This window comes from Microcoleus sp. Pol12B4 (assembly GCF_036701385.1).
Taxonomy (GTDB): domain Bacteria; phylum Cyanobacteriota; class Cyanobacteriia; order Cyanobacteriales; family Microcoleaceae; genus Microcoleus.
Map to the genome: position 1 here is coordinate 1 of NZ_JAUBQR010000112.1, position 21,185 is coordinate 21,185.

Sequence of the window (21,185 nt, forward strand, 5' to 3'; positions counted from 1 at the left end):
AGTTCTCCGACGGTTGTCAACAATACTTTTTCTGGCAGCACTCACGACGGAATTTCGGTAGTGGGTACTTCCAGGCCGACGATTGGCGGGAATGTTTTCTCGAAAAATGGAGCTAACGGCATTACGATTTTTGGGAGTTCCCAGCCGGAAGTTCGAGATAATGTGTTTGACAACACGGGATTTGGGGTGAATGTAGCGCAGAACGCTTCGCCTCTGCTCATCGGCAACAAAATTACTCGCAATAAGGATGGCGTGGTGGTGCAAGCTAATGCTAGACCTGTGCTGCGTAACAATTATATTGAGAGTAACCGGCGGGACGGAATTGTGGCGATATCGAGATCTCTGCCGGATTTGGGAACTGCTGCGGAACCGGGGGGCAATGTCATTCGCAACAACGGTCAGTACGATGTGAACAATGCGGCCAAAGGTCAAGTAATCCCAGCTTACGGCAATCAATTGTCGAGCAGCCGGACGACGGGATCGGTTGACGTGGCGGGAACTTTTACCCCTCCGCCACCAATAGGAGGAAGTGCTTTTGAGCTAAGGGCCGATCGACCTCCCAGCATCGGCGGCCCCGACACTTCTCTCCCTGCTTACACTCCCGGGCGGCTAAGTCCCAGAGTTGAAAGAGCGCCACTTCCCCCACCTGCGCCAGTTTCAAGGCGACCGGTGCAAACTCGACCCGTACCGCCAAGCGCTCAGTTGCAGCAAGAGCTTTCTGGGAGGAATGCCGCTGCTTCATCGGTAGTCCCAGGGGCGATCACAATTCCCGTGCCAGATCCGAGTCTTCGATCGGTTTCGGAAATTTCTTTACAGCAACCAATGATTCCTCCCAATTTTGATAGTTCGAGTTCGGTTTCTTCCGAGGGTAGATTGCCCGTTCCGGGCCGCAACATTCCTATAGGAAGGGGCGGCTATGTACCTGCACCTTTAGGGGGGAATTCTTTGCCCGATGCGGCGGATAATTCGCCGTCATTCGATCTACCGTCTGCTTTGGGTTTGCGCTATCGAGTTGTGGTGGATACCGACAGGCCGGGCGATCGACAAAAAATGCAATCCCTCGTTCCCGGTGCTTTTCGCTCTTTTTCCAACGGACGACCGGTGATGCAAGCCGGTGCTTTTCGGGAACGCGAAAAAGCTGAGGAATTGCTACAAATGCTCAGCGCTAATGGTTTGAATGCTCGAATTGAGGAGATTAAATAGTTATTGGAAATTGGGCATTGGGCATTGGGCATTGGGCATTGGGCATTGGGAATATCCTTTCCGGCTAAGCTGTTCGGCATTTAAAGGATCTTAACCAATAACCAATAACCAATAACCAAATTTTAGGGCCTAGCATATCAGATGCCAGACCCTAAAAAGTTTGTAAATTAAGTTGATTCAAGTGGGTTTTTAGCTCTGCTGAGTTTCAGCAAACTACAACTAAGGTGGACTTTTTTGCAACTACTCTGCGGACGAGCTAGCTATCAGCGGAGTCTATTCAGACTTCTGTGTTTGACTGTTGTGCGAGCGCAACTTTTGATTAATCCAATAGCCTCAAGCTATCTAACCAATACGAATCGCAATATCAACCTTTCTTTGCTAATAAGCTACACGGTTCAGGCGTTGCCTGCGGACTAGAGCCGAGCGGGACAAATACTCTAATTCCAAGTTTTTTATCCAAGTTTTTTGTGCTTCTTGGTTTTGCCCCTCATGTTTTTAAGTTAACACCAACTGCGCGCATAAAAACACTTTGTTTACCAAACTTGACACTTTTTGATGTGATGAAATACTTCCAAAAGCGATTATTAACAATTTGTACGATCGCCCGATACCCCAACGTGCATAGCCTGCACTATTTGCTTGCTGTCAACGCAGCAGAGCTTCCCAAGTTGCGCGGCCCACAATGCCATCTGCTGGCAATTGATATTGTCGCTGAGCTGCCTTGACAGCAGCTTGAGTTTCCGGGCCAAACACGCCGTCAGCACTCACCCGCAAAAATCCCTTGGCCCGCAGCCGTTCTTGCAAATCTCTGACTGCCGCCCCCCGCATTCGTCTTCTTAAAACGGGGAAATTGGTTGACTGCGCTTGGGGGTTAATCTCTGAGTTGTCGGCAGTTGCAGGATCGTTGGCGATCGGGTTTTCGATCGCGCTCGGAGTCTCAGGAAACAGTCGGTTCCAAGTATCTTGACCGACTATTGCGTCGGGAGGCAGACCTGCTGCTTCCTGGAACTGAGATACAGCTCTAGCGGTGCTTTGTGAGAAAATCCCGTCTACAGTGTCAGGGTAAAAGCCCAATAATTTAAGAGCTGCTTGGAGTTCGATCACTTCCGACCCTCGGCTGCCCAATTTGATCGTGGGGCGGACGATCGCACCTGTTTGAGCGATCGGGCTGTTGCTGTTACTCTGTTCGGAGGTAGGTAGCTGTGCGACAGCAGGAGTAGGGGCGATCGATCCCATTACCAATAAACCGCACAAACTCCAGCCGAAGAGCAAACTTGGAACCTCGCGAGCTTCATTCCAGATTGCTGTCAAGTTTTGGGACATTGGGAATTCGACCTCTGCAAAACTGGTAGCGATCGTACATCAAATCTGGAAAAAATTGGGAATTTAGGCATAGGGAATTGGGCTAAGGCATTAACTGATTCCCTGGCTATGTCTGCGAACCAGTTAACTTCAAAACTCACAACTTTTCCCCCCTTCCCTTTCCTAAAAATAATTTATCCCCTGAAATAGCTGCAATTGGCAAAAAAACTGCTAGATTGCCCTACAGAAAACATTGAACCGCGTTCATTGGGCCCCAGCAACACCATGTCCGAATCCAGCACCAGAACCGCCAGCCAAATAGACATCGGCAACGTCAACATCGGGAACTTCCAAGTCGGCAGCATCAGCGGCACCAAATACAACGATTTTAACGCCAACGGTCTCCCTGATCCCGGAGAAGTCCCCATTCCCAACTGGCAAATCTACCTCGACCTCAACAACAACGGCCAGCCAGAATTTAACGAACCTTCCGCCCTCACAAATCCGCAAGGCAACTACATTTTCGCCAACCTGCCGCCGGGAACTTACCAAGTTAGGGAAGTCCAGCAGCCGAACTTTCGCCAAACTACCCCAAATCCCGCACCCATCACGATTACCAGCGGCACAAACGCTGGCAATATCAATTTTGGCAACAACTTTAACGCAGGGACGATCGCAGGCACAAAATTCAACGACATCAACAACAACAGCAGCCGAGATCTCGGGGAACAAGGGCTAGCTAACTGGCAAATTTACCTCGACCTCAACCGCAATAACAGGCTCGACGGCGGCGAACCTTTTACTTTGACAAACGGTGAAGGCAATTACGCTTTTGTCAATATTCCCGCAGATACATATTTGGTGAGAGAAGTCCAGCAACCGGGTTTTCTCCAAACCACGCCTGACCCCGGCCCGGTTAACGTTACTTCCAACGCCACTGTCAACAACATCAATTTTGGCAATGTCTTTTTTGTCGGCAGCATCAGCGGGATCAAATTCAACGACCTCAATGCCAACAGCGTCAGAGATGCGACAGATCCGCCTCTGAGCAACTGGCCAATTTACCTCGATTTCAACGGCAATGGCAGCTTTGATCCGGGCGAAGCCAACACCATCACCAACCCGCAAGGCAACTACACTTTTGCCAATGTTTCTCCCGGCCGATATTTGGTGAGGGAAGTCCAGCAACCGGGATGGGTACAGACTACGCCAAATCCAGGTCCGATCGACATAACCGGCAATACCAATGCTGTCGGCGTCAATTTCGGTAACAATTTTCCTACCGGCAGCATCAGCGGCTTCAAGTTCAACGATTTCAACGCTAACGGTATCAACGAACCGACGGAACCGAGAGTTGCCAACTGGCCGATTTACCTTGATTTCAACAACAATGGCAGTTTAGATCCGGGCGAACCTTCGACTTTAACAAACCCCGAAGGTAATTTCTCTTTTATCAATTTGCCTCAAGGAACCTATGTCGTGAGGGAAGTTCCGCAGCCCGGTTTTCGACAAACCACGCCTAATCCGACTCCGATCACCGTGGGCAACGGCACAAATGCCACTAATCTCAGCTTTGGTAACCTGTTGGTGACGGGTACGATCAGCGGTGTGAAATTTAACGATTTTAACGCTAACGGCCGCCTAGATCCCGGGGAACCGCCGATCGCCAACACTCAAATTTACATCGACCTCAACAATAACAGCAGTTTAGATCCGGGTGAAGCGACTACCCTCAGCGACCTTCAGGGCAATTACAGTTTCCGCAATGTTCCGGTAGGTAGTTATGTTGTCCGCGAAGTTCCGCCGCCCGGTTTCATTCAAACGACTCCACCTGCGGTGGTTGTTGTCTCGCCAGAGATTCGGGCTAGCAAAATCGATGTGGTGACGGGAGAGGTTGAGGGTACCTTGGTTAAATCCTTGAAAGGCGACCCGCTAACGGATGCCAGCAACTATGCGGGTGAACCTGCTGCCAATAATATTGGGGCAGGTAGCTTGCCTTTGAGGTCGGGTGGTAATACTTATCCAATTAGTGATTTTTGGGTCGATCGACCTGTTGCGAATTTAGCCAATATTCCTAACTTTGGTCAAGAGAATGTCGGTATGGGTTCTATATCACAAATCGGTGAGATTGTCAACAAAAATGAATTAATTAAAGGGGCGATCGGACACTTGGTCAGCACTGTGGCTGCGAGAGATTTATTGGTTATGTAGGGTGACACAAAACTCGATCGCTCAGAATCCCAAACCGCAGATAAAAATTAGGAAGAGGTTAAAGGGCGATCGCGTGATACCCTATTGTTGGCAACCTCCAACACATAGCCAGAGTTCCGGGAAGCCCAAAGCTGGCTTGTATATGAGGAGCAAGATTCAGAGGTAGTATCATACCTGTTTTTAGGAATTATCAGACAATTCCCCAAGTGCGATCGCCCTCGTGGCCAGGTCGCTCAATTCACAGAGGTTCAGTGAATCTTAACGTTGTTCCAGCTCTAAACAGCAAGTGTCCACGGGCAGAAGAACTCCGGGCGCAAATCTTGAAGATATTGCGCTCAAATTGCCACAGCTATTCAAAACCTGATATAATCTCGTGCGACAAAGCTGGAGTAAGCCGGAGGTTAGATGAGGAACCTTTGAGCAACGTAGACGTATGTATGATTGAGTAGCGATCGTCAGTCGCTAGCAGCAGCTAACTGCTGATTGACAAAGTGATACAGTAGCCTGTAGCTTACGTAGATTTAGGTGTGAAGGAAAAGAAAATCATGACAGACAGAAATGCTAGTCAGGTAAGTCCTGTATTACCCCCAATAGTGCTACCGCCAACCATCAATTTTGGCAACGCTCCTGCGGGTATCCAGGGTACCAAGTTCAACGACCAGAACCGCAACGGCATTCGAGATGCAGGCGAACCGGGACTCCCCAACGTCCGAATCTTTATTGACACCAATAACAACGGCACTGTCGAGCCAGGTGAACCCTCAACGTTGACAAACGCCAGCGGAAACTTCGTATTTCCAGGCTTGCTTCCAGGCACCTATACTGTCAGGGAAATCTCGCCACCAAGTTTCAGCCCGACAACTCCCAACCCAGTCGTCGTTACCCTCGCGGGCATTAATGCCACAGTGTTGTTCGGTAATGCTACAGGTGACGGTCAGATTATTGGCTGCAAATACCTCGACGTAGATAACGACGGCTTTCGAGACGGGAGTGAACCCCCGATGGAAAACGTCAGAATCTATATCGATGCCAACAACAACGGTCAGCTAGATGCAGGGGACACCAGTACCTTAACTGATAGAAACGGCGAGTACCGATTCACCGGTTTGCAGGCAGGGCTATACCGGATTCGGGAAGAGCGAGCCAACGGGCCGGGCACTGAACCTTTAGAAAGAGATTTTCCCCAAAGCACCCCCCCCGGCAGCATCTCCCTGCTTGACATTAACCTGGGCCAGGGCGAAATCTGGGCCTGCGCTCAAGTGGGCAACACTCCTTTGTACGAAATCCCGATCTTCAAATTCCGGGACAACAACGCCAACGGCATACAAGACTCCGGCGAAGTTGCACTCGAGGGCATCCCGTTCATCCTCGATTTGAACCGGAATGGCAGGACAGACGCGGGCGAACCGCGACTGTTAACTGGCGCTGATGGTAGGGCTACCTTCAGAGATTTGAAGGCTGGCAGCTACTCAGTATTGGAAACCTTTGAAACATTCATACCCAACCAGCCGCCAATTGCAACTACGCAGAACCCGGTAGAAGTCACAGCCCCCGGACCCCAATCGCGCCAGCAGGGAACACTGCCTTTCATAGTGGCAGACCCAACAGTTGCAGGCGGCCAGCGGGTCGTTGCGGCGAACTTTCCGCCCCCCTTCCCCCCCGTAAACCCGGAACCCGCAGTCTTCTTCACCCCGATTTTGGTAAATCCAGGTAGCGGTGCTGTCGGGAATACGCGCCCCAACATCACGGTCTTCAAATACAACGATCAGAACGCTAATGGTCGTTACGAACCGGCCAACACTCTACAGGAAGTGGGCATTCCCGGCATCACGGTGTACCTTGATGCCAACGACAACGGCGCTCTCGACACAGGGGAACAGTCGTTAGTAACTGATGCCAACGGGCGCGGTGCTTTCACCAACCTGGAACCGGGCAATTATGTAGTTCGGGAAGTGCCGCAAGCTGGTTTTAGTCCTACTACTCCGGATCGGGTGCAGTTCAACCTCAGCACTCAAGATGCCAACGTTGTCTTTGGCAACACCCCCAACAGCCGCATCACTGGGTGCAAATTCCAAGACTTGAACGGCAACGGCTACCGAGACGGCTTTGAAACGCCGATCGCAGGGGTCACAATCTACCTCGACAGCAACGGTAACGATGCCCTTGATGCTGGAGAAGCAAGTACCGTCAGCGATCAGTTCGGCCGCTGGGAGTTTGGCAATTTGACCCCCGGTATTTACCGAGTCCGGGAAGTTGTGCCCTCCAATTCTTTCCAAACTACTCAACCACTGGACATCGTTCTGGGCGCAAACCAAACGTTTACTTGTGCTTTGGTGGGCAACGGTCAGTTCTTTAACTATCTCGGAGAAAAATTCCGGGACGACAACCGCAACGGCCTTCGAGATGAGGGCGAATTTCCTTTGGAGGGCATCCCGTTCACCTTGGATTTCAACCGGAACGGCCGCTACGATCCTGCTAGCGAGCCTCTGGTGAGGAGTGATGCTAACGGCCAGGTTCTGTTCACCAATTTAGCTCCGGGCAGCTACTCGCTCTTGGAAGTTTTCAACGCTCCGGGCGTTCCCAACCCGTACCCGATTCCGACCGGCCCTAACCCTGTTGCGTTCTCGGTACCGGGGCCAAATACTTTTGTAACGCCGATCGTGCCGGCGCCAGTACCGACGGAACCAGAAAGGGTTATTGACAGCATCGATCCGCTGACCGGCGGCACGGTGACTGCTTCTAGCATCTCCGATCCCGATGAGCTGATTAAGCCCGACCCTTCAGCGGCGGCTCTGGTGAAACCCAGCAGCGTCGGTAACTTTATCGCAGATCGGAGGGAAGGTTCTAGCCACTTTGTTAAGGGGGAAGATTTGCAACGCGAGGCGAATTCGCTGATTGCATCATTTTTAGTAAAGAATGGTCTAGAGGAGCAATTAGTGTTAACTCCTCCAAATCCTCTAACTCCTCAGAAGGCTGAGGGTGCCTGGTTTTAATGTTAAGTTGGGTTTCTAGTTCGAGACTCAGCAATTAACAGTTAAGTTGTTGAAAAAGCACGTCAAATGATCATTTGACGTGCTTTTTGCTGCTTTGACACTTATAAAAAGCGGTTTCGAGCGCCCAAACTGTCTTTAGTAGTAGGGCGCGATCGGCAAAAAGACCGATTCCCCGCCTCAATAAAACCTTTATTTATAGAGGTATAACTTAGAGGAATATGTTATGCCAACTCAACAACAAACCAATCCGGCTCAACATCAAGAACAGCAACCCGGTATTGAATCGCAAATGACCCCGCAACCCCAATCCTTCGCGGAGGGCTATCGTGGTAGCGACAAATTGCGGGACAAAATAGCATTAATTACAGGCGGAGACAGCGGTATCGGGCGTGCAGTGGCGATCGCTTTTGCCAAGGAAGGCGCTAACGTGGTCATCAGCTATCTTAACGAAGATGATGATGCCAAAAAAACCAAAGAGGCGATCGAACAACAAGGTCGGCGCTGTATTGCGATCGCCGGCGACATCGGCGATGAAAGCGTGTGTCAAAACCTTGTAGAACAAACAGTTAAAGAATTTGGCTATCTCGACATTTTAGTCAACAACGCCGCCGAACAACATCCCCAAGAAAGCATCGAAAACATCACCGCCGAACAATTAGAGCGCACCTTCCGCACCAACATTTTCTCCATGTTTTATCTCACAAAAGCCGCTCTCAAACACCTCAAAGAGGGAAGTGCCATAATCAACACTACCTCTGTCACCGCCTACAAAGGCAATCAACAATTATTAGATTACTCCTCCACAAAAGGAGCAATTGTTGCCTTTACCCGTTCTTTGTCTCAAAGTTTAGCTGAGAAAGGAATTCGCGTCAACGGAGTCGCCCCCGGCCCGATTTGGACGCCTCTAATTCCTGCAACTTTCCCTGAAGAAAAAGTGGAGAAATTTGGTGCAGACACGGCCTTGGGACGCGCCGGTCAACCCGATGAGGTTGCCCCCAGTTACGTGTTTTTAGCTTCAAAAGATTCGTCTTACATGACGGGTCAAATTTTGCATCCCAACGGCGGATCTGTGATTAACGGGTAGATTTGGTGCGAGTTAATATATAAATAACCGCATTTTGTGGGGAACTTTCATCCACAACCTCTGACTATAACTCACCATATAAATAAACCCGCCCCCACAACCACGTTAGCTAGGGCGGGTTTATTCATTTTTTTAATTATATTCAATCTGCTAGCATCGTCGGGCGTAAAATCCCGTCAATAGTGATGCCCACTTAGCTTCGCCTAAGAGTCAACAATCACGGACGATGCAACCGAAATTGATACAATTAACCTGCGTTTATTTGTGTTAATCTGCCCTCATCTGCGGTTAAAAAAAGATAATTTCTCCCGCCGCAGATGACAAGAGATTGACGCTGATTCACGCAGATGAAAAGAATAGATAAATGAATGATTCCGATGCTAACACATTTGATATTAGTTTTTGAACATTGGTGAGTTTACACAAAATAGTAATCCCGCTACGTGGATAGCGGGATTGATAGGTTGCAGTTTAGCTAGTTTTTAGCTCACCTAGAGCTACAATTAGCTCGCTGCTGAATTAGCTCAGGTTAGCCATTTCTTGCTGGATGGTGCTTTTGGCTGCTTTGAATTGAGTAGCCATTTGTTCCATTTGTGCTTCGCTCAGGTTGCGGCGAATTTGAGGGAACATATCGTTTTCTTCTTGTCGAACGTGATCTTTAACCGCTGCTTGGAGCTGTTTGATTTGGGCTTTGAAATCAGAAGAAGTGGGGTTGAGAGCCTTAATTTGGGCGAGCATCTGCTTCATTTCTGCTTGCTCGCTGTACAGTTCTTGAGTATTGCCGTAGTAGCTGCGAACTGCGGGATAAACAACTTGTTCTTCTGCTTCTGCGTGAACGCTGAGGTCTTTGTAAAGTTGACCGAAGAATTCTTGCAGTTTTTGAGGATCGTCGGTGCTTGCGATTTCCATAAATAGGGTATCGGTTTTGCGGTGATCCATTGAGATGATTTCGGTGATGTTCATCTCATCTTTGCTGCGGGTAACTGCACCGCCGATGATGCCGGTCATGGCTGCCATTGCATCTTGCACGCGGGCCCAAACGCCTTGGTCGGGATCTTTGCCGGTCAGTTCGCGCACGCCTAAAATTTCGAGAACTCCTTTAAGTTGTTCTTGGTGAGCGCGGTTCTCAAAGTTAACTGTGTTGAGGGGGGTAATGGCAGCTTCGATGTCAGCGCCGACTACTTGAGCAGCTTTGTGAATTAACAAACCGGCCATTGTTTGTTTGTGTTTGAGCAGTTCGTGCTGGCTGACTTTTTCAAACAATGTGAGTTCAGAACCTTGCATGAGTTTCTGAACTTCTTCAATCATTTTTGTGCTGGTTTCTTTGGGCTCGGCTTGAATGCCGTATTGCACGATCGTAGTTTCTAATACGCCCAAGTTTTTGCGATCGTCTTCGAGCATATCCCGGAAGCGCTGGGCTAGTTCGGAGTCGTTGCAGGAATTGATGAACAATTGCTCGTTAGCGATCAACAGGTTTTGCAGCGCTTTCATGTCTGCTAATTTAGTGGCGATCGCTTGGCGCTTGGTATCTTCTAGGGTAGCTACCATCTGTCGTTTCTCCTCTCAATGTCTTTCGTGTTCTTACATCTCTTAATTTATTGATATATTCTGATAACATCCTCTTTCTCCCGACTGATTCATTAATATCCCGCGCAACCTATTGACTTTTAAACCAACAAATGATACTTAATTAATGCTAAGGTCGTTTTTGAAAAACGCAGAAATTACCCTTAATAACAACTGCCAACTGACAACTACCAAGCGCCAACTGCCAACAGTCAACTGACAACTGCCAACTGAAGACTGACTTTTGTATCAATTAATCCCGATCGCATAGCTGTAAAGCGCTACCATGGTTGCAGCCGAAGTTAACTAAAGTTTAAGAATAACTAGCTTGTCTCAACTGCTCACTGCTTTAGAGTTCCCAGCCAATGTCTGGAAGCTGAATAATGGGTTAACGGTCATTCACCAGCGGATTTCGGCCACACCGGTGGTCGCGCTAGACGTGTGGGTAAGGGCTGGCGCTACGCTGGAGCCGGATTCTTGGTCGGGAATGGCTCATTTCCTAGAACACATGATATTTAAAGGGACGGATTCGATCGCCCCTGGAGAATTTGACCAGGTAATCGAAAATCGCGGCGGTGTCGCCAACGCAGCTACAAGTCACGACTACGCGCATTTTTTTGTTAACGCTGCAGCCGATTATTTAGCAGAAACAGCCCAGCCGCTGGCAGAATTGCTGTTGCGGGCTTCGATTCCGGATCGGGAATTCGATCGCGAGCGAGATGTGGTACTCGAAGAAATCCGTCAAGCTCAAGACAATCCCGATTGGCTGGGTTTCCAAGCCATGATGGAAACAGTTTACCAGCGGCATCCCTACAGGCGATCGGTACTCGGCACCGAAGAACTGCTGATGTCGCGAACTCCCTACGAAATGCGCTGTTTCCACAGATCGCACTATCAGCCGGAAAATATGACAGTGGTGGTAGTCGGGGGAATTGATGAGCAACAGGCCAGAGATATTACGGGGAAAGCTTTTGAGCAGTTTTCGGATCGGTGGGATTGTCCCCAATTAACCGCAGAGGCGGAACCACCCCTGATAGAAATTCGCCGTCAGGAACTCTGTCTCCCCCGCTTGGAACAAGCGCGCCTGATGATGGCCTGGACGGGCCCGGGAGTTGAACATTTGCAAAGTTCTTGCGGCTTGGATTTGCTGTCAGTGTTGCTCGCAGACGGGCGGACTTCGCGTTTAGTCAGGGAACTGCGGGAAGAATTACAATTGGTAGAGGCGATCGACAGCACTTTCTCGCTGCAACGGGAATCAAGTTTATTTACTATCAGTGCAGTCTTGGAAGCCAAGGATATCGAACAGGTGGAATCTCGGATTTGCGATCGACTTTGGCAATTGCAGTCAGAGCCGGTTTCCGAGGTAGAATTACTCCGCTGTCAGCGTTTGCTGTGCAACGATTTTGCTTTCTCGCTCGAGACGCCGGGACAGCTAGCCGGTCTTTACGGATATTACAATACGATCGCCAGTGCCGAATTAGCGCTCAGCTATCCCACCATGATTAAAGCATTTGGGCCCTTAGACCTCCAGCGCCTAGCCCAACAATATCTCTCTCCCCGACGCTATACAGCCGTGGTACTCAAACCAATCTAATAACGGTTGACGGTTAATTGAAAAAAGGTAAAAGAAAACTTGCAAGTAAAATAGCAAGAGCGATGGTTATATTAAGTCACGATCGTTTTAAGCATATGCCATACAAAGTAGATTTAGGTGGATTCCTAGATTTACCGGGTTAAATGTATCTGTTACTGTGATCGACAATCAACAGCGAACAGTCAACAGCCAATAGCCAACAGCGAACAGTCAATAGTCAACAGTTAACAAAGAATTCAATGAAAAATGAAATCCAGCGCACGGTTTTAGACAACGGTATTGTTGTCTTGGCAGCAGAAAATCCAGCAGCAGATATTATTGCAGCTAGGATATTCCTGCGGGCCGGCAGTCGCTACGTGCAGCCGGAACAAGCAGGATTGTGTCACTTGCTGTCGGCGGTAATGACTAAGGGAACCGATCGGCTGTCTTCGCTGGAAATTGCCGAGCGTGTAGAATCGGTGGGAGCGAGGTTGAGTGCCGACTCTACTACAGACTATTTTTTAGTGAGTTTGAAGACTGTTTCTGCGGATTTTGAGGAGATTTTGGAGTTGGCGGCGCAATTGACCCGATCGCCCAATTTCCCGGAAGCTGAAGTCGAACTCGAACGCCGCATTGCCATATCGGCAATTCGATCGCAGCAAGAACAGCCATTTGCGATCGCCTTCGAGCAATTGCGGCACGCGATGTATCAGGAACACCCCTATGCTTTCTCTCCCTTGGGCACGGAAGCTACTATGTCAACGCTCACCAGAAACGAGCTCGAAGAGTTCCACAAAACCTATTTCCGTCCCGATAATGTAGTTATTTCTGTAGCCGGCAGAATATCCACAGAAGATGCGATCGCCCTGATCGATCGAACTTTTGGGGACTGGAAAGCGCCTTTAACACCCTTACCAACTTTAACCGTCCCCCCTCTGTCACCTTCCCCTGAATCGGTCGTTACGGCGCAAGATACGCAGCAATCAGTGATTATGCTGGGCTACCTCGCACCCTCGGTCAGAAATCCCGATTACGCAGCGATTAAGTTGCTGAATACTTATTTGGGTAACGGTTTGTCGAGCCGGTTGTTTGTGGAATTGCGGGAAAAGCGGGGCTTGGCTTACGACGTTTCCGCGCTCTACACGACGCGCTTGGACACGGCTCAGTTTGTCGTGTACATGGGTACGGCGCCGGAAAATACGGCGACTGCTTTTGAAGGATTGCGCGCAGAAGTCGATCGACTCGCCAACACCGAACTAAGCGAGGAAGAATTGCAAGCTTGCAAGAATAAAATGCTCGGTCAATATGCTTTAGGAAAACAAACTAATTCGCAAATTGCCCAAGTTTTAGGCTGGTACGAAATTTTGGGATTGGGGATTAAATTTGACCAGCAATTTCAAGAAGAAATTGCACAGGTGACAGCTTCACAAGCGCGGGATGCTGCTAAGAAATATTTTGTAGAACCGTATATTTCTTTGGTGGGTCCGGAGGCGGCGATTACAGAATTGGGTGTAGCGGCTGTTTGTTGAGTAGGAAATGGGCGATCGAACTTTTGAAAAGTTCGATCGGTTTGATATTATACGCGATCGCCCGGATCTGATATAAGCTCCAGCAGAATATGTCAATATCCCACCGATGGTTGAATATTCACTAACATCATTAGGTGAAATTTTATTTGAGCCGATCGCAACGCTTTACGAGTGGGGTGAGATACATCTTGCTGACTTAGCAGCGATTGCTACTAATCGAGAAAATGCACTATCAGCGATCAAACGGCTCAAATCAGCAGCCGTAGATGTCTTTAACTCAGCACCCCGGGTTTCGTCTGTCTGCTGGATTTGATTTGTTCTGTGGCGCCCGCTCCTTCACTTGGCACCACTTCGCGTGACGCTAAGAAACCAAGGACAATTGCCACCAAAATCAATGCTGGAACATCGCCGAGGAGGTGTCCGCGTTCCGCAGAATCAATCACTGCGTGTACCGCCATGATCAGCCCGTGGAGAACACTCGACCAGACGGTGAACCAGATTAAGCTGAGATGCGTTTCTGGTTTTCGAGAAGCCCACAGCAAAAAGACACCAAGCGTCGCATAAATGCCGACGATCATCTGTTCGTATTCGTATTGGCCGGGTTGCCATGACCAGCCAGATGGCCAAATCTTCATCAGTGGATAGACAAGCAGAAAGGCAATTCCGACAATAACAAGGGCGATTCGCAAGTATCGATGATCCTTATCCATTGCTCTAACCTCCTATTATTTTCCAGTAAAGTCTCTACCAACTAGATTCGTATTTGCTCCGTAAATATCTTGATCTAGATCAAAATCATACCTCCCACGATTGTGGTGCAGTCCTAAACGCTTCTGAATCAACCAGAGAGAAGGTGCTTATAAAGATAGGCTTCCCGCCACACCCCCAGAGAGGACTTGTGGCATAACGGTTGATTTGAGAGGCAAACGAGCGCCCCTAACTAAAAATATTATAATTGAACGTTTTCTCTTCCCGATCGGTCTAAATTGAACAGACGCCCGATATGTCTAATTTATATGTACTTAGTAAAGCACTTTCAGATAAAAAAAGAGCTGACTCCGTGGGTTAGCGGGCTCCTCGCCGCTTCCCTGCTGGCAGGAGTAGGCTACACAGCTTACAGCCAACTCACAGTCAAATCCAGCCGCGAAACCAGACGCAAGGAAAAAACCGTTGCTGTCGAAAGGGTCAACCTGCCGATTACAATTTCGGCAAACGGCACAATTGTGCCCGAACGTTCCGTTAACGTCAGCCCCAAAACTTCAGGAATGCTCAAAAGTTTGCTTGTCAAGGAAGGAGATAAGGTTGAACAAGGGCAGATTCTCGCCTACATGGACGACTCCAACCTCCAAGGGCAACTTACCCAAACTCGCGGACAACTCGCAGCCGCCGAAGCAAACCTGCAAAAATTGCTCAACGGCACTCGAACCCAGGACATTGCTGTGGCTAAGGCAGTGTTAGCAGAACAACAGGCAAGTCTGGAAAAATTGCTCAACGGCAATCGAAGCCAAGACATTGCTGTAGCTGAGGCAGTGTTAGCTGAACAACAGGCGAATTTACAAAAATTGCTCAACGGCAATCGAAGCCAAGACATTGCTGTAGCTGAGGCACAACTAGCTGAACAACAGGCAAATTTACAAAAATTGCTTAAGGGCAATCGCCCTGAAGACATCGCCCAAGCAATCGCCAAACTCAGAGATGCCGAATACGCCAAAAACCAAGCAGAGGAAGACTTTCAGAGAAATCAGGAACTCTATAATGCCGGAGCCATTGCTTTGCAAGTTGTCAACAACTCTCGCACCGCGCGCGATCGAGCTCAAACGCAAGTCAGACAAGCCGAACAAGCTGTAGCTTTGCTGCAAGCGGGTACTCGCCCCGAAGAAATCGCTTCGGCGCGGGCTGCTGTGGAGCAAAAACGGCAAGCTTTAACCCTGGCGCGATCGGGCGCACGACCCGAAGAAATTGCTGCAGGGCGGGCTGCTGTGGAGCAAAAACGGCAAACTTTGGCCCTGGCGCGATCGGGCGCACGCCCGGAAGAAATCGCTGCGGCGCAGGCCGCCGTCGAGCAAAAACAGCAAGCTTTGGCGCTGCTAGAAGTAGGTTCTCGCCCCGAAGACATCGCCCAAGCCCGCGCTCAAGTTCTCGCCGCTAGAGGCAGCCTGCAAAGCGTTCAAGCGCTGATCGGCGACACTGTGCTGCGGGCTCCTTTCACCGGCACTGTCACCCGCAAGTACGCCGATCCGGGCGCTTTTGTGACTCCCACGACGGCAGGTAGTGCGGTTTCTTCAGCTACTTCTTCTTCGATTTTGTCCTTAGCTTCAAAAAATCAATTAGTAGCAAACGTAGCAGAAACTAATATTTCTCAGATTAAGATCGGCCAGGCTGCGTCTATTCAAGCCGATGCTTTTGCGGGAAAGACTTTTGCAGGTAAAATCACTCAAATTTCGCCTCAGTCGATCGTCCTGCAAAATGTGACAAGTTTTGAGGTAAAAGCAGCAATTATTAATGACGATCGACAAGTGCTGCGATCAGGCATGAATGTGAATGTGGAATTTAAGGCCGGTGAACTTAAAAATGTTTTGGTAGTCCCGACTGCGGCAATTGTCCGCCAACAAAGGGAAACGGGGGTTTTTGTTCCCGGTGGAGAAGATGGCAAACCTGCTTTTATGCCGATTAAGACTGGTATGACGGTGGATGACAAGACGGAAGTGCGATCGGGTTTGAAAGGAAATGAAAAAGTGCTGCTTACTTTCCCCCCCGGATCGCGGCCTAGATCCCAAAATCCATCGTCGGGTGGAATTCCTGGTTTGCAACCGGGTGGTGGCACTCGTTTGCGTTAGTAGTTAATAGTCATTAGTCATTAGTCATTAGTTAGTGGTTGACAATTACCGATTACCAATTGCCAATTACTAATTTCTAATTATTACTTACCAATTATCACTTACCAACAGCACTATACGGATAGCTGTTTTTTTCCTCTTGCTTCTTCTTTCTTGCGTGTTGCTTATTCCTTCTTCCTTCAATTTCCGGCTTACCCATTACCAATTACCCATTACCAATGAAATTACAGACTCGCCCCCGTACAAAAAAAATCTCTAACGTTCAAATCGCTTTCATGGCGACAGAGGCGCTGTGGAATAACAAATTGCGTACCAGTTTAACTATGCTGGGCGTAATTATTGGGATATCTTCGGTAATTGCCATTACTTCCGTGGGACAGGGAGTACAAAAATCAACTGAAGAACAGTTAAAGGCTTTGGGTACAAATGTGCTGTTGGTGTTATCCGGAGCTGCGCGATCCGGCGGTGTCAGTCAGGGAAGCGGTTCTGCTACTACCCTTACTTGGGATGACGCAAAGGCGATCGGCAAACAAGCTCCTGCTGTTAAGGCAATTTCGGCTTATTTGCAGCGCCAAGTGCAAGTCGTTTATGGCGGACAAAATTCCTTTACTGCTATTTTGGGAACGGATTTAAATTATCCCGATGTCAAGAACATTCAACCTCAACAAGGACGGTTTTTTAACGAGGATGAATTGAATGCTGCTGAGCCAGTAGTTGTCCTCGGTTCTAAAGTGCGGGACGAGCTTTTTGGAGCCGGAGCTAATGCGCTCTCCTCCGATATTCGCATTCAGGGAAACCGCTACAAGGTCATTGGAGTGATGGAAAGCAAGGGGTCTGTAGGGGGAACCGATCAGGACGATCGAGTGTATATTCCCCTCAAAAATATGTCTTCGCGGATTGTGGGGAGAAATTCTTTAGCGGGGATTGCGATCTCGGGTTTTTGGTTGGAAACTGCGGGCGAAGCTGATTTAGCGGATGCTCAATTTCAAGTAGAAAATATCATGCGCTTGCGCCACAATATTTATCCACCACAACCGGATGATTTTCGAGTTGTAAATCAAGCTGAGATAGTTAATACTTTCAGCAATGTGATAGGTTTATTTACAGTTATGGTGGGAGCGATCGCCGGAATTTCTTTGGTGGTTGGCGGTATCGGTATTGCTAATATTATGTTGGTGTCTGTTGTGGAACGGACTAAGGAAATCGGGATTCGCAAAGCGGTAGGCGCTACTAATGCAGCCATTCTAATTCAATTTATGGCGGAATCTATTTTAGTTTCCACGGTGGGGGGAACGGCGGGAATTGGGTTGGGAATTGCGATCGCCTTTGGGGCTTCGACAGCGTTCAAATTTCCGTTTGTGGTTTCTGTATGGTCGATCACAGCAGGTTTTGGGCTATCTTTTACCGTCGGATTGTTAGCTGGAGTATTGCCGGCTCGGAATGCGGCTCGCTTAGATCCGATCGCAGCCTTGCGGAATGATTGAACTTAGTGACGATCGCCCCAGTTAAATTGAACAGTCCTGCACGCAAGTGTGACACTTATAGTCCTGGGCTTACCTGTGGTCTGAAACCGGGTTTGATGCACGATCAGACTTCGCTGTCGGCTACAGATGCGCTAATTCGCTAACGCGACTTAGACAAAAATTCCATCAAAAATGGCTGCAAACTAACACAGGTAAAGGGTTTGAGCTTGAATTGGGTTCAGTCCAGAACTGACAAGGATTTCAGCTATGACGGGGCATCAAAATCTTTCCCTTACCTAGACAGATTTTCAGGTCTTTAAGGGGCTAGAAAATGTCTAAATCCCATTAGAAATAATATATAGCCTTTCTCATAAAGATGAGGTAAAATAACGGCAGTGAGTAAATCAATTCCAAATATTTTCGCTCTGTAACTGCATTAAATGGAAACCAAAAGTGCTTTTGCTAAATCTTGATAATTACTCGTCTTGATAGAACGCAGAATCTTTTTAAGTTTTAACCCGAAATTTTTAATTAGGGAGAAGTCCCGCGAATAGGGCGATAAGTATATTAATTTTTCCACTTTTTTAGATGGCTTTTTCTAATTATTCTCCGGTATGAATAGTACACTTATCCATCACTACACAAGCACCTTTCCCTAATTTTGGTAAGCGTTTTCAGATAATAAAAGCCTCAAATGTAATTGCATCTGTTGAACTTATTAAATTGACTGATGTTATGACTTCATTGACCGATCTATAGCCTTTCTCAGAAAGATGATGTCTCATGTTACTGACCCTCACTCGTGAGGCTCAAACACAGAAGATCAAAACAAATGAATTATAATTATATAGTTCAGTAAAGCCACGCGAAAGCGATACCACACATAGTAGCATTTTTTTGACTCCTAGTACGCGATGCTTGACTCACAACACGTTTACTTGTACCAAACATCATCCATTGTTAAAAATGAAAGCTTATTCGATAAGACATCTCCAAAAATTATCAAATTTACTCTACGACTGGGTTTCAATGAGGTTTGTCTCTTTGTTTGATTTTTCTTCTCTTAATTTAACGGTAAAACAGCTACTTTAGAGGATGTTTTAAAAGTCGAAGCAAGTCAAAAATTACGCGAGTCGTCTGACCATGATCCGAATCATCGCTATGTAGATAAAAGTTTCGGAAGTTTCCACAAGCCTTTCATAATCTTTGCTCAAGCGCCGACACCAGTTGAGCCATCCAAATGTTCGCTCAACCACCCACCGTTTTGGTAATACAACGAAACCCTTTTTCTCCAAAGGTCTGAGGACAATTTCCACAATCCACCCAAACATATCCATAACCCACCGCATAAAGTCTTGCCCCCGATACCCCCCGTCCATCCACACTGTATGTAATCGCTTGACCTTATCTTCCATGCAATGAACTCGTTTGAGGACTTGTTTCGCTCCTTCACGTTCAGGAACACTGGCAGAAGTAACCAAAACCCGCAAAACAAGCCCTAACAGATCCACGCTCAAATGTCGCTTGCGACCATGTATCTGTTTACCTGCGTCATATTCTACGTCCAGAGAAATCATCGTTGCTGTTTCCACTGATTGGCTATCGACGGCGGCGTGTCTGTTGGGCTAGGTTCACGCCCACTAGCTACCCGAACCCACTGGTAGAGTTTGTCATGAATCTTCAACCACGTACCATCTTTGCTCCATCTCCAGAAATAACCCTAAACAGTTGACCAAGCAGGAAAATCCCCTGGTAAGGCTCGCCACGTACATCCAGAGCACAGTACATAGAGAATGGCATTGACAATGGCGTACATCGCCACTGTACGGGGACGGCCACCAGGTTTTTCTTTTGGAAACAGTTCTGCGATCAGCTCCCACTGCTCCCACGTCAAGTTACTAGGATATGCTTTAGTCATTCGCTCACAAGGTGCTGGTATCTACAAATTTCAGCTTAAGCCTTGTGAGCTTTCTTACAACACCTCCTCACTTTTAAAACATCCTCTTAAGTAATTTGTCTTAACAATTGCCTCAAACTCTTCAGGAAAGTTCAACCATTTTTAATTCAGGATAATAGGAATTATAGTCAGGTAAAATTAAAGCTCCTATCCTGACTCTTACTAGAGCACAGACTGCGCGAATTACGAGTGAGTAAATTTCCCGCATGAGCCGAAATCTTTCTTGAGCTACTCGAAATATTTTGAGGAGTCTAATCATGTGTTCGACATAGATTCGGTCAGCTAAAAATTGTTTATTTTCTTGTTTTTTCTGGTCGGTTAATTATCCCTTTTTCGGCTTGTTACGAGGAGTATATATTTGCTTTTCTCCCATATAGCCTTGGTCTCCTTTAAATTTTTGATGCTCAGAAAATTGAGAGAGATGGGTTCGGAATTGACTAATATTGATAGTTGAGCCTGGATCTCCAATTTTGAAATCAACAATATCTTTTCCATTTGGTAATACAGTTAATTAAGTTTTTAATATGTAATTTTTATTTTTTACCGAATATAAATTTTCTGTTCTTTTTGGTCTGAAGGACGCTCTAGAGGCTGCTCGGCGCTATCTACTGTTAATTCATATTGGGTTAAAATTTCTTTGACTAATTCATAATCGCTCTTTTTTTTTACTTGTTCTAGTAGAGTAGCCGGTAATAATTTACCGAGAATAACTAACCAGTAGGGAAAAATATTATGAGCTGCTGATTCACTGACTTCAAATTGAATTCCTAAATATTCAAAATTGCTATTTTGAGCAAGGTAAACTAATAACAATTTACTATGAAGCTGCACTTAACATAACGCTGAGAATATAGTTACAGCCAGAAATAAATCAGCCTAATTTAGTGTATCTTCAGAGTGAATTGGTATAAGGTTAAAATAATTTAGTCGGCAATGAATAATTTATTTTTACAGCCGGCATTTTTTGTTAATCCTGACTTTTTTGGATTCAATCTCTTCTTGTTTTTGACGGTGAAAAACTTCAGCCTGTTTAACTAACTACTGTAACTATTCGTAATTAATCCCAATAAAACGCTTAGCTCTTTAGGGATTTTTTTCGATGTAGTTTATTAGTAAACTCATGGGCTTCAACTGATTACTTTGCTGCCTTAATTATACCAAAAAAATAAATTAATGGAGATGTCTCTTCTCACTTGCTTGGATTCTATAGCAATCCTAAATGATTTTCTGTGTGTAAGTATATTGACGTATTTTGGGGAAATCAAATTTATGTTCGTTAGTAAAAAATTTAAACAAAAATTTGACAATTTTAAAAGACCTACATAAATACCAATACTTTCTTAAAAAGTTTTTAGCTTGTAACCAAATATCTTCAACGGGATTCTGTTGAGGAGCATTGGCAGCAAATAAAATACAAGTAATTGACCAATTCTCAGGTTCTTTGTCACCATTTACTTCTAATAAAAA

At 47.2% G+C, this 21,185-nt stretch carries 13 protein-coding genes and 3 pseudogenes; 9 read left to right on the plus strand and 7 right to left on the minus strand.

Annotation, left to right across the window (positions count from 1 at the left end):
- Positions 1 to 1,203 (plus strand): right-handed parallel beta-helix repeat-containing protein (locus tag QUA38_RS16275; RefSeq protein ID WP_333163416.1); only part of this gene is annotated, 1,203 nt, incomplete at its 5' end.
- A gap of 645 nt (positions 1,204 to 1,848) precedes the next feature.
- Here the strand turns inward: QUA38_RS16275 and QUA38_RS16280 are convergent.
- A complete protein-coding gene (locus QUA38_RS16280; RefSeq protein ID WP_333163418.1) occupies positions 1,849 to 2,526 on the minus strand; it encodes a peptidoglycan-binding protein in 678 nt (225 codons plus the stop codon).
- Between the two features lie 195 nt (positions 2,527 to 2,721).
- On the opposite strand from QUA38_RS16280, the gene QUA38_RS16285 reads away from it, so the two are divergent.
- From QUA38_RS16285 to QUA38_RS16295, 3 genes are all read left to right on the plus strand, one after another.
- Positions 2,722 to 4,716, plus strand: coding sequence for an SdrD B-like domain-containing protein (locus QUA38_RS16285; protein ID WP_333163420.1), 1,995 nt, complete (start codon positions 2,722 to 2,724; stop codon positions 4,714 to 4,716).
- A gap of 545 nt (positions 4,717 to 5,261) precedes the next feature.
- Positions 5,262 to 7,709, plus strand: a complete 2,448-nt coding sequence (locus QUA38_RS16290; protein ID WP_333163422.1) for an SdrD B-like domain-containing protein — start codon at positions 5,262 to 5,264, stop codon at positions 7,707 to 7,709.
- Positions 7,710 to 7,932: 223 nt separating this feature from the next.
- Complete coding sequence (locus QUA38_RS16295; protein ID WP_333163424.1) at positions 7,933 to 8,793, plus strand: SDR family oxidoreductase; 861 nt, start codon at positions 7,933 to 7,935, stop codon at positions 8,791 to 8,793.
- Positions 8,794 to 9,312: 519 nt separating this feature from the next.
- Here the strand turns inward: QUA38_RS16295 and QUA38_RS16300 are convergent.
- The gene (locus QUA38_RS16300; protein WP_333163426.1) at positions 9,313 to 10,341 is read right to left on the minus strand and encodes a hemerythrin domain-containing protein; all 1,029 of its coding nucleotides are present in this window, start codon (positions 10,339 to 10,341) and stop codon (positions 9,313 to 9,315) included.
- 346 nt (positions 10,342 to 10,687) lie between these two features.
- On the opposite strand from QUA38_RS16300, the gene QUA38_RS16305 reads away from it, so the two are divergent.
- From QUA38_RS16305 to QUA38_RS29385, 3 genes are all read left to right on the plus strand, one after another.
- A complete protein-coding gene (locus tag QUA38_RS16305) occupies positions 10,688 to 11,953 on the plus strand; it encodes a pitrilysin family protein (protein ID WP_333163428.1) in 1,266 nt (421 codons plus the stop codon).
- A gap of 239 nt (positions 11,954 to 12,192) precedes the next feature.
- Entirely contained in the window at positions 12,193 to 13,461 is a 1,269-nt protein-coding gene (locus tag QUA38_RS16310) for a pitrilysin family protein (RefSeq protein ID WP_333163430.1), read from the plus strand.
- Positions 13,462 to 13,558: 97 nt separating this feature from the next.
- Positions 13,559 to 13,774: a winged helix-turn-helix transcriptional regulator gene (locus tag QUA38_RS29385; RefSeq protein WP_445305064.1), complete on the plus strand. Its 216-nt coding sequence runs from the start codon at positions 13,559 to 13,561 to the stop codon at positions 13,772 to 13,774.
- Here the strand turns inward: QUA38_RS29385 and QUA38_RS16315 are convergent.
- Positions 13,734 to 14,171 (minus strand): DUF6632 domain-containing protein, encoded by a 438-nt coding sequence (locus QUA38_RS16315; RefSeq protein ID WP_333163431.1) that lies wholly within the window; start codon positions 14,169 to 14,171, stop codon positions 13,734 to 13,736. The genes QUA38_RS29385 and QUA38_RS16315 overlap by 41 nt on opposite strands.
- Positions 14,172 to 14,477: 306 nt before the next feature.
- On the opposite strand from QUA38_RS16315, the gene QUA38_RS16320 reads away from it, so the two are divergent.
- The gene (locus QUA38_RS16320; protein ID WP_333163433.1) at positions 14,478 to 16,298 is read left to right on the plus strand and encodes an efflux RND transporter periplasmic adaptor subunit; all 1,821 of its coding nucleotides are present in this window, start codon (positions 14,478 to 14,480) and stop codon (positions 16,296 to 16,298) included.
- A 218-nt stretch (positions 16,299 to 16,516) separates the two neighbouring features.
- Positions 16,517 to 17,782 (plus strand): ABC transporter permease, encoded by a 1,266-nt coding sequence (locus QUA38_RS16325; RefSeq protein ID WP_333163436.1) that lies wholly within the window; start codon positions 16,517 to 16,519, stop codon positions 17,780 to 17,782.
- Between the two features lie 1,103 nt (positions 17,783 to 18,885).
- On the opposite strand, the pseudogene QUA38_RS16330 reads toward QUA38_RS16325, so the two are convergent.
- From QUA38_RS16330 to QUA38_RS16345, 4 genes and pseudogenes are all read right to left on the minus strand, one after another.
- Positions 18,886 to 19,679: pseudogene (locus QUA38_RS16330) on the minus strand (IS5 family transposase).
- Positions 19,680 to 19,800: 121 nt separating this feature from the next.
- Positions 19,801 to 20,028, minus strand: a pseudogene (locus QUA38_RS16335) (transposase family protein); the annotation flags it as partial.
- 230 nt (positions 20,029 to 20,258) lie between these two features.
- The gene (locus tag QUA38_RS16340) at positions 20,259 to 20,531 is read right to left on the minus strand and encodes a transposase family protein (protein WP_333163438.1); all 273 of its coding nucleotides are present in this window, start codon (positions 20,529 to 20,531) and stop codon (positions 20,259 to 20,261) included.
- 402 nt (positions 20,532 to 20,933) lie between these two features.
- Positions 20,934 to 21,185 (minus strand): annotated as a pseudogene (locus QUA38_RS16345) (IS630 family transposase); the annotation flags it as partial.